The organism is Brevibacterium otitidis, from assembly GCF_042429315.1.
In the GTDB taxonomy this organism is placed as follows: Bacteria; Actinomycetota; Actinomycetes; order Actinomycetales; family Brevibacteriaceae; genus Brevibacterium; species Brevibacterium otitidis.
Window position 1 is genome coordinate 955 of sequence record NZ_JBHMAU010000004.1, and the last position, 4,284, is coordinate 5,238.

Annotated in this window: 2 protein-coding genes; one reads left to right on the top strand and one right to left on the bottom strand. The window is 66.0% G+C overall.

The window, feature by feature from the left end:
- Nucleotides 1-617 precede the first annotated feature (617 nt).
- Nucleotides 618-1,154, bottom strand: a complete 537-nt coding sequence (locus tag ACFFN1_RS00535) for an McrB family protein (protein ID WP_376837613.1) — start codon at nt 1,152-1,154, stop codon at nt 618-620.
- A 1,667-nt stretch (nt 1,155-2,821) separates the two neighbouring features.
- On the opposite strand from ACFFN1_RS00535, the gene ACFFN1_RS00540 reads away from it, so the two are divergent.
- Nucleotides 2,822-4,234 (top strand): NERD domain-containing protein, encoded by a 1,413-nt coding sequence (locus ACFFN1_RS00540; RefSeq protein WP_376837614.1) that lies wholly within the window; start codon nt 2,822-2,824, stop codon nt 4,232-4,234.
- Nucleotides 4,235-4,284: the final 50 nt, after the last annotated feature.

Consider the following 4,284-nt stretch of genomic DNA (forward strand, 5'->3'; position numbering starts at 1 on the left):
CTGGCGGGCCAGTCCCTGGACGGAGGCGTTCTCGTAGCGCAGCTGGCGGATCGCCCACCGGACCGCGCGGGTTGTCAGCAGGGCGCGTGGTGCGGCGACCTGCGTGTTCTGCTCGGTGAAGGTCACGACCGGGCAGGCGGACTCGCGGCAGATCCAGCGGTGCTTGCGCCATCGCAGGCGGGCAGGACGTCCAGCGGACGGAGCATCGATCAGGGTCACGGTGATGCGTCCGTGGCCGGTCGGGATGACGCCGCAACCGGGGCNTTTGCGCCATCGCAGGCGGGCAGGTCGCCCGGCGGATGGAGCATCGATCAGGGTCACGGTGATGCGTCCGTGGCCGGTCGGGATGACGCCGCAACCGGGACAGCCGGTCAGCCAGTCGCAGGCCTCGATGTCGAGGACGACGGCAGTGTCGGTGGCATCGACGTCGGTCAGGTGCAGTCCGGGGAGGCCGAGGAGGACATCGCAGCGACTGCAACGGTCCAGAGATGTCGAGCAGGGGCACGTAGGATGGGGCATTGTCGAGGTCCTTGAGATCAGCGCGGGTAGATGTCCGCTCATCATCAGGGACCTCGACGTCTATCCCCAACACCCTTGCCCGATCGGCGCGCCCACACTCAACTCTGAAGAGCCAGATAACCCCTGACTATGCCGTCGAGCGGCACGTCCCCCGGTCGCAGGTCGCGCACGTAGAACCGTCGGCGCATGGCGGAGTCCAAAGCGGTGATCGACCGGTCCGCGGTGTTCATCGTCCCGATGATGAGCAGGTTCTCGGGCAGGCTGAACGCCTCCCCGCCGTACGTCATGGTGATAGCGTCGTCGCGGTACTCAAGCAGGTAGTAGAGCTCGCCGAACACTGCGGGGACGTTGGCCCGGTTGATCTCGTCGATGAGCAGCACGTAGGTCTCGGCCGGGTTGGCCCGCGCCTGCTCAGCGAGTTGTGTCAGCGGCCCCGGCACGAGTCGGAAGTGACTTGGTTCGTCGGGATCCGGCCGCAGACCGGCGACGAAGTCCTCGTAGGAGTACGAGGGATGGAACTGCACGACACGCACCCGGTCCGCGTGACCGACGACGAACTGGGCGACGGCCCGGGCGATGAAGGTCTTGCCCGTCCCAGGTGGCCCCTGAAAGATGATCTGCCGCTTCTCCAGCAACAGTGCGATGGTCTCCTCGAGCCAGCCCAGGTCAGCTGGTGCGAACGACAGGCGCGCCCCAGCCCCTCCAGGGTGCCTTCCGCCACGTCTGCGGTCTCAGCGTCCTCGCCGTCCTTGACCGGGGCGTCGTCTGCGCTGGGCGGTTCCACCACCTTGCCCGTGCGCCAAGCGTCAAAAGCTGCATACTCCTCCGGAGCCCAACCCAGGCGCTCTCCCTCCTGCGCCACCATCCAGGCGAGAGACTGCGCGCCGAGTCGATGGGCAACGGGTCTCTCGGCAGCGGCCATGGCCGCGCGGATCAGGTCCATCCGTTCAAGGAACATGAGGTACTGCTCGCCCTCGGTGGCGCTCTCCTGCGGCCGGTAGCCCTTCGTCAACCTCGCGGTGATCTGATCCTGCCTGTCCCGCCACGGCGGGTACGCCTCTGGATCGGTGGACATCAGAAGCACCGAGCCCAGGCTGATGCGCGCCCCTGCCCCCTTCAGCTGTCCGATCCGAGGGACGTGGCTGAGGAACCTGTCGATGGTCTCGGCACCGTCAGCGGTCTCGAACTCCCCCAGCGCCGCGATGCTCTCCGGCTCATTGGCCTTGACCCACTTCAGGAAGTCGTCGACGACGTAGAAGTGGACGAGGTTGAAGTCTGGGTGATGCATGGCTTTCCGCAGGGCCTCATAAGGCGGTTCAGCCCGTATGGCTGCTTCGATAGCTGCTCCAAGACGCTCTGCGCTGTCCAGCTTGTAGGCAATCTCGTCCTCGTAGAACAACCCCGTGTCGAGCAGTCGTATCCCCCACTGCACGTAGGTGTGAAGAGCGGGCTCTGGACCCTTCCACTGCTCGCGGTATGGCGTCCGGTACGGCAGCACAGCTGCCCTGGACCCGTATCGCACATTGGGCTCAAGACTCGTCAGCACCTCAGCCACATCGGACCCGCGATCAGGCCAGGTGCTGACCACAGCTGCGCGATCGTCCCTGTTGAGCATCGGGGGAGCCACGTCAGGAAAGAGCAGGTGCTCGACGGCCCACATCTGCGACCACACCGTCTGCTGGTCGATCCGGTCGAACACCTTGTGCAGGGCCGACCGGTCGTAGAGGGCCGCTCGCCGTTCATCCATCGGGAGCGCCTTGATCTCGACGTAGAAACTGATCAGGAAGTTCAGCATCTTCCACCGATAGTTGTTGAACGCCTGACCCGGGTGCGCAGCGCCGCCACGCAGTGCCTCGGCAAGGTCCTGCGGCATACCGCTCGTCCCTGACTCGCGAAAGGCGACCACCTGGTCGATGATCTTGGTTTTGGTGCGGCTCGACACTGCACGGGTCGAGACGATGAGGAAGTGGGCATAGAGCAGCTCCGCCGCCACCTGGACCGTGTCGGCACTCGCCGTCCCGAGCTGACCCTTGAGCTTCGTGATGAATGACCCCGTGCCCAGGTCGGGGTTGTTGATGAAATGGTCGACCGTCGAACAGGCTCCGGTCGTCCAGCAGCGCCTCGTCGCGCCATCGCTCTGCGGCGGCATACATCGGTTGGGCCGAGGGATAGGGCAAGCGACAGGATGAGCGTCCGACCATGTCCATGGCCCAAGTCTGCCCCACACCCGTCAGCCGATTTCAGACCAGCTAGAGTTGTGTCTTGCAGCATCCGCACCGATCGGCACGAGGGAGAGCTTTCGATGGCACTGTCGGACCAGCGATGGGTTGAGGTCACCCCGTCGCAGTTCGAGCATGAGACCGAAGGTCTTGAGGTCGTCCGCGAGCTCCTGCCCGACGTCAGCCCTTACCGCGCCTGGTCCAACTTCGAGTTCCGCGACAACCACGGTCGCTGGCACGAGGTCGACCTGCTTGTCCTGGGTCGTGGAAGCCTTCACCTCGTCGAGCTCAAGTACTACTACGGTGTCCTGAGTGGTGACGAGCACCGCTGGCTCCGCGACGGCAAGCGCGCCGAGTCCTCCCCGCTGAAGTTGGCGCGGCGCAAGGCGCAGTACCTCGCCACCCAGCTCAAGGACGAGCTCTACGACTGGGCCCGCGAGCGCAGAGTCCCTATCCCAGACTCCCGGCAGGTGGTGCCTTTCGTGCAGGAGTCGGTCTTCCTGCACCACCCCCGTTTCACCGTGCAGATGTCTGACATCGCGTCGATCGGCATGTTCGGTCCGGACGGCGCCGAGCGCCAGACCAACCTGCCCGGCATCTCTGAACGTCTCCTCGAGCATCCGCGCGGGGGCAGGGCGATCGGCACCAACCAGGAGCAGCTCCTCTGCGAGTTGATGAAACGGCTGGGTCTGGTGCCCCGCCGGGAGCGCACGGCTGGCTCCTGGGTCATCGAGGAGTCCCTCGCAGGGGAGGGTGAGGGTTGGCAGGACTGGCGCGCGTACCACGGGGTGCACCAGACCCAGCACGCCCGCATCCGCTTCCGGATCACACCCCCTGGGGCGAGCAAGACAGCAGCCAGCGAGGACAAGCGTCTGGCCACCCACGAGTTCGCGACAATGACCCGGCTCGTCCACGACGGGCTTCTGCGTCCTTTGGACATCGTCGAGTCTGAACTCGGCACCGGCCTGGTCTACCCGGCGGACGACAAGCTGCAGCGACTCGACCTCTGGCTCGCTGAGCAGCCACACGGCTTGTCGCTGGAGACCCAGCTCGACCTGGTGCGTCAGGTTGCCGAGGCGGTCCACTACGCCCACGGCAACGCGGTCGCTCACCGCGACCTCAACCCGTCAGCGATATGGATCCGCACCCACGCCGAGGACTCACCCAAGGTCCTGGTCGGTGACTGGCAGAGCGCAGGCCTGGCCTCGACCTCCTCGCACACAGGGCTGCCGACCGACGGCGTGACGGCCTTGCACGTGGCCGCTACGACCCAGGACGACGAGCAGGCGGCATACCGCGCCCCCGAGGGCGCCTGGCAGGCCAGCGCCGGTGACCGGTTCCGTCTCGACGTCTTCGGCGTCGGTGCCCTGGCCTACTACATCCTCACCGGTGAGGCGCCGGCACCCGACCCCGCCGGTCTGCGCGACCGGCTGCGCCAGCAGGGGGTGTCCCTATGGTGGTTGTCAAGCAGCTGCAGAGATTCGGGGCTCGTATAGCGTGCCTGTTTTCATCATCGCGTACATGACGTTCAGTCGGCGACGCGCCA